We start from the raw sequence: 5,487 nt of genomic DNA, 5'->3' as shown, positions 1-5,487 counted from the left end.
TACCCGCGGGTCATCAAGTGGCTGATGAGCAGGGCGGCCCGTGAACACATGCTCGAGAAGGAGCTGAAATACGGAGACAGCGTCCGCAGCACGTGTTATATCGGTGAAATCGACCGTGAACTCACGCTCTTCGAGATCGCACAGATGACACGCGCCGGACCCGCAAAGGTGCTCGGCCTCTCCCATATGTTCGGTTCGCTAAGACCCGGCTGTGAGGGCGATGTGGCGATCTATCCGTACAACCCGGAGGCAATCGATCCGTCCCGCGACCCCGAGCTCATCGAGCGTGCCTTCTCCAATGCACAGTACCTTATCAAGGGCGGCGAAATGATCGTCAGGGAGGGCGATATCGTCTCGAACGGCAGCAAGCGTACCTTCTGGGTCGATTGCAAGACGAACGAGAACCCGCAGGTCCAGCGTGACATCAGCGAGAAATTCAAGCGCTTCTACTCCGTTACCGAAGCGAACTACGAGGTTTATGCACACCACTATGTGCCGAATCCGTACGTGATCGAGGTGGATGCATCCCGGTGAGGTGGAAAAGACAATGGCAACAGTTACATTAACCCCGAAAAAAGTCCCCTCACTCCGCCTTGAGGCGGACAACATCACACCCGATGCCTTCGCCGGCAAATCGGCTGCGGAGATTGCGGACCTGCACGTCTACACGGGCAACACCAGAGAATCGCTCGGCGAGTACTTCACCGTCGCCGGGAGTGCGGGCGCGACCGCCGCCGAGACCTCAATCGTCATCGACGGCGATGTCTCCCGTGTCAAGTACATCGGCATGAAGATGTCCGCGGGCGACGTTCTCGTGAAGGGCGATGCCGACATGTATGTCGGCGCCTGGATGCAGGGCGGAAAGATCACCGTGAAGGGAACAGTCGATGCATTCGCGGGCACCGGGATGACGGGCGGCGAGATCGTCGTCGACGGCGATGCCGGAAACTACCTCGGCGCCGCCTATCGCGGTGACTGGCGAGGCATGCAGGGCGGCCTCATCCGCGTCGGCGGCAATGCCGGCAGCGACATCGGCACGTTCATGCGTGGCGGCGAGATCATCATCGGCGGCAACACCGACGTCCACGTGGGCACGCACCAGGAAGGCGGCCGCATTGTCGTCAAGGGCGACTGCAAGAGCAAAGTCGGCGGCCAGATGGTGGAGGGAGAGATCATCGTCTTCGGGGATATCGAAGTCATGATGCCCGGATTCCAGTACAGAAACGACGTCGACCTCGAGGTGGACGGGAGCGAGGCAACCTTCGCCCTCTATGAAGGGGATATCGGCGAACGCCACCCGAAGAGGAAGGGCAGCGTGGTCTTCGGCAAACTCTACCTCAAATATTAACCCTGTTTTTTTGGGGGCGCACCCCATATTCCCACAATTCATCTACTCCCGTCACATATCGTATTACGTCTTATCTACATTCTTCACACGAAATGAGTATTTTTGCAAACGAGACCTCTTATATTTGAATATTACCCCTGAAAATTATTTATTTTACCGTTTATATTCAAATCGCCATTAGGAATGCTTATATGGGGGCGTTGGGTATTATTCAATGTCCCATGCGGGGACGTGCAGTAGCGACCGACATATTATTACGGAAACGTCCTTGTTTCCAGCATTCAGTTATTGAGATGCATTGCACAAATCAGGAAAAGGAGGAAAATTATGGCAAAATATACCGAAACAATCGACCTGTACGACGATACAGGCAAACTTCTCAAAAGCGGTGTCACGCTTGAGAAGATCAGCCCGCTCGTCAACCCGGCGACCAAGAAGCTCATCGACCTCACCAAGAGGACGATTGCGGTTCAGCTCGGGAAGATTGAGTCCGAACTGAAAGTCGGTAAGGTCGGCAAAGGCCAGATCATGGGCCGTGAGCTCGATCTTGACATCATGGGCAACAAGGACGCGATCGTCGCCAAGATTAAGGACATGGTAGATGTCGAGGGTGGCGACACCATCGTGCATGAGTTCAGCGGCGGCAAGCTGCTGCTCGTTGAAGTCCCCAAAGCCAGAATTGATGCGGCGGCAACCTACGACGCGGCAATCACGTCTGTTGCTGCGGCGACGACCTACTCGATCATCGATCAGTTCAATATCGATGCATTCAACGGTTCCATGGTCAAGGCGGCAGCCTGGGGCGGATATCCGCACACGATGGACCTCGAGGGAGCTCTTGTCTCCTCCGTTCTGACCATCCCCCAGAACAACGAAGGTCTCGGATATGCTCTCCGCAACATCCCGGTCAACCACGTTGTCATGATGACCAACCGGAATGCAATGCAGGGCGCAGCACTCTCTTCCACGCTCGAACAGGCGGGAGAGTTCGAAATGGGAGCCGCAATCGGTCCCTTCGAGCGTGCCCAGCTGCTCGCATACGCGTACCAGGGCTTAAACGCCAACAACCTGGTCTACGACCTCGTGAAGGCGAACGGTTCAACCGGTACGATCGGTACTGTCGTCCAGTCGCTTGTCGAGCGTGCCATCGAGGACAAAGTCATCATGCCCGGCAAGAAGGGCGGATACTTCCAGTTCTACGACACGAAGGACCCCATGCTCTGGAACGCCTACGCCGCTGCAGGTACCATGGCAGCAACCATGGTCAACTGTGGTGCCGGACGTTTCGCTCAGGCAGTCTCTTCGACGCTCCTGTACTTCAACGACCTGCTTGAGCACGAGACCGGCCTGCCCGGCTGTGACTACGGCCGTGTCATGGGTGTTGCCGTCGGGTTCTCGTTCTTCAGCCACTCGATCTATGGTGGCGGTGGCCCCGGTGTCTTCAACGGAAACCACGTCGTTACCCGTCACGCCGCCGGTGTGGCAATCCCGTGTGTGGTTGCCGCAGCAGCGCTTGACGCCGGTACCCAGATGTTCAGCCCGGAGAGCACGTCCAAGGTGTACGGAGATACGTACGGCAAGATCGACGTCTTCGCAAAGCCCATCCAGGAAATTGCGAAGGGAGTCTAAATCCGAACGTGGAAATCTCAATGACAGAAGCCACATACCCTCAATGCAGGATTGTCCCTCTGCGGTTCCTCAAATCGGACTCTGCACAGCGGCTGCTTAACGCCGTTGTGAAAGTCGAGGGCATCAGACGGATGATCATCAACGGTCCCCGCCTTCCCGCGACGGTCCCGTACGGGCCCGCCCGCGGGAAACCCAACCCCCACCCCGACCGGAAAACAATCAAGGTCGGCGACACCGAGGTCGAACTCGAGGTCCAGGTAGGGGGAGTCATCCTCGAAGTGGAGGAGGAAGGCGTGATTGCAGAAATCCGGAAGGTATGCGATGAAGTAATGACCATCCCGTTTACGATTGATACGGGTACCTTCATGAAACCGACACCGACCCTGAGCGACTACGCGAAATACGGACCCGATGCGGACCCCCGTCTCATCGGGCTCGTCGATCCGAGAAGCCGGAAGGGTCCGGTGATTATCCAGGGATTGAAGTAATCATGCCGATCGGCCGCGTGACACAGGTAGTGGACTGCCGCGAGAGCATGGGAATGGGCAAAGGAGGCGGCCTTGCGCAGCGGGGCACGATCTCCGAGTGCCGGTATCCCGATGTGATCGTGGTGGGCATGTCGCCCGGCCGCCGCCATGTCACGAAACCGGTGTGCGACATCACCTCCGGTCTCAGGAGGGAGGGTGTGGAATTTTCCGTCTCCACCCTTGTCCTGGACGCCGGCAGCGGTGTCCCGCCGGATGCGCCCAATATCGCAGGCTCGGTTCTCGGTGCCTATTTCGGGCTGACCGAGAAGGAAATCGAGCAGATCGAACAGCACAAGGTGGCCATCCTCCACCACGGGAACGTGCGTTCCCACGTGGTGGCAAAGGTCAGGTTCATCCTTGCGCATTGCGACGTTGGCGCGGTCGTCGTGTCACAGGCGCCCATCGATTACGAGGATCTCGCAAAAGAAGGTGTGAAGACCGCCTATGTAATGCCGCCCCCGGATCAGGTGAAAACAAAGGGGACGGTCCTGGCGATTGTCAGCGGGGTCACCCGCGGACAGACACCGCCGAGGGATAAACTGGCAGACGTCATTTCCGCAGTAATGAATGTGATGAAATCAAAATGAGGTGAAATGAATATGGCATACAAACCACAGTATGGACCTGGAACCTCAATTGTCGCCGAGAACCGGCGCAGACAAATGAATCCAGGTGTTCAGTTGGAGAAGGTCCGTGATGTCACGGATGAGGATGTTGTCTTAATCCTCGGGCACCGCGCCCCCGGATCCGCATACCCGACGTCACACCCGCCGCTTGCAGAGCAGCAGGAACCCGAGTGCCCGATCAGGAAGCTTGTCACTGCGACCGATGGTGCCAAGGCCGGAGACCGCGTCCGTTACATCCAGTTTGCTGACTCGATGTTCAACGCGCCCTCCCAGCCGTACCAGCGGACCTACACCGAGTGCTACCGTTTCCGCGGTATTGACCCCGGTACGCTTTCCGGCCGTCAGATTGTCGAGTGCCGCGAGCGCGACCTCGAGAAATACTCCAAGTTCCTTATCGAGACCGAGATGTACGACCCCGCCCGCGTCGGCATCCGTGGCGCAACGGTGCACGGACACTCCCTCCGTCTTGCAGAAGACGGAATGATGTTCGACATGCTCCAGCGCAGCCTGCTCGGCGACGACGGCGTCGTCCGTTACGTCAAGAACCAGATCGGCGAGCCCCTCGACCGTGCAGTCGCCGTCGGCAAGCCGATGGACGAAGCATGGATGAAGAAGCACTCGACCATCTTCCACTCGCTCGTGGGTGTCGCCTACCGCGATGACGCCGAGTACATCGAATACATCCAGCGCATCCACTCGCTGAGGACAAAATACGGATTCATGCCCAAGGAGTGATAGAACATGGCAAAAATTGAGAGAGCACAAAAATTATTCCTGGCATCCCTGAAAGAGAAGTTCCAGGGGCAGGATGTGGAGTCCGAGCGCGCCGTCTTCTACAAGTTCGGCGGAATGGCCCAGTCTCCGCGCAAGCAGGAGTTCATCAAGGCCGCGAAGGCTGTCGAGATGGACCGTGGCATCTCCATGTACGAACCCGCACGCTGCCACCTCGGCGGTATCCCGATGGGACAGCGCCAGCTGATGACCTACCAGGTCTCCCAGTCCGGTGTCTATGTGGAGGGCGACGACCTGCACTTCGTCAACAACGCAGCCATGCAGCAGTTCTGGGACGACATCCGCAGGACCGTCATCGTCGGCATGGACCTCGCCCACCAGACGCTCCAGAAGCGTCTCGGCAAGGAAGTCACTCCCGAGACCATCAACGAGTACCTGCACATCCTCAACCACGCCATGCCCGGAGCAGCCGTGGTTCAGGAGCACATGGTCGAGACCCACCCCGGTGTCGTCGACGACTGTTACGTGAAGGTCTTCACCGGTGACGACGAACTCGCGGACGATATCGAACCGCAGTTCCTCATCAACATCGAGAAGCTCTTCCCCGCCGACCAGGCAGCCACGC

General features: G+C 58.0%; 6 protein-coding genes and 1 pseudogene. All 7 read left to right on the top strand.

Features of this window, described 5'->3' with window-relative positions; translation table 11 throughout:
* The first annotated feature begins 24 nt into the window (after positions 1-24).
* The 7 genes and pseudogenes from APR53_00380 (at position 25) to APR53_00350 (ending at position 5,487) form a co-directional block, all read left to right on the top strand.
* On the top strand, positions 25-534 hold the full coding sequence (locus tag APR53_00380) for a hypothetical protein (protein ID KQC03964.1): 510 nt from the start codon (positions 25-27) through the stop codon (positions 532-534).
* 13 nt (positions 535-547) lie between these two features.
* Positions 548-1,348, top strand: coding sequence for a formylmethanofuran dehydrogenase subunit C (locus APR53_00375; protein ID KQC03967.1), 801 nt, complete (start codon positions 548-550; stop codon positions 1,346-1,348).
* A gap of 327 nt (positions 1,349-1,675) precedes the next feature.
* Positions 1,676-2,977, top strand: a complete 1,302-nt coding sequence (locus tag APR53_00370; GenBank protein KQC03963.1) for a methyl-coenzyme M reductase subunit beta — start codon at positions 1,676-1,678, stop codon at positions 2,975-2,977.
* Positions 2,978-2,997: 20 nt separating this feature from the next.
* Positions 2,998-3,465 (top strand): methyl-coenzyme M reductase operon protein D, encoded by a 468-nt coding sequence (locus APR53_00365; protein ID KQC03966.1) that lies wholly within the window; start codon positions 2,998-3,000, stop codon positions 3,463-3,465.
* Between the two features lie 2 nt (positions 3,466-3,467).
* The gene (locus APR53_00360) at positions 3,468-4,091 is read left to right on the top strand and encodes a methyl-coenzyme M reductase I operon protein C (GenBank protein ID KQC03962.1); all 624 of its coding nucleotides are present in this window, start codon (positions 3,468-3,470) and stop codon (positions 4,089-4,091) included.
* 12 nt (positions 4,092-4,103) lie between these two features.
* The gene (locus APR53_00355; protein ID KQC03965.1) at positions 4,104-4,865 is read left to right on the top strand and encodes a methyl-coenzyme M reductase subunit gamma; all 762 of its coding nucleotides are present in this window, start codon (positions 4,104-4,106) and stop codon (positions 4,863-4,865) included.
* Between the two features lie 6 nt (positions 4,866-4,871).
* Positions 4,872-5,487: pseudogene (locus APR53_00350) on the top strand.

This window comes from Methanoculleus sp. SDB, from assembly GCA_001412355.1.
Lineage (GTDB): Archaea > Halobacteriota > Methanomicrobia > Methanomicrobiales > Methanomicrobiaceae > LKUD01.
This window is presented reverse-complemented; position numbering and strand designations above follow the sequence as displayed.

Coding starts and splice junctions, on each gene's coding strand:
- APR53_00375 (KQC03967.1), top strand. CDS start 548: ATGGCAACAGTTACATTAACCCCGAAAAAAGTCCCCTCACTCCGCCTT.
- APR53_00365 (KQC03966.1), top strand. CDS start 2,998: ATGACAGAAGCCACATACCCTCAATGCAGGATTGTCCCTCTGCGGTTC.
- APR53_00370 (KQC03963.1), top strand. CDS start 1,676: ATGGCAAAATATACCGAAACAATCGACCTGTACGACGATACAGGCAAA.
- APR53_00355 (KQC03965.1), top strand. CDS start 4,104: ATGGCATACAAACCACAGTATGGACCTGGAACCTCAATTGTCGCCGAG.
- APR53_00380 (KQC03964.1), top strand. CDS start 25: ATGAGCAGGGCGGCCCGTGAACACATGCTCGAGAAGGAGCTGAAATAC.
- APR53_00360 (KQC03962.1), top strand. CDS start 3,468: ATGCCGATCGGCCGCGTGACACAGGTAGTGGACTGCCGCGAGAGCATG.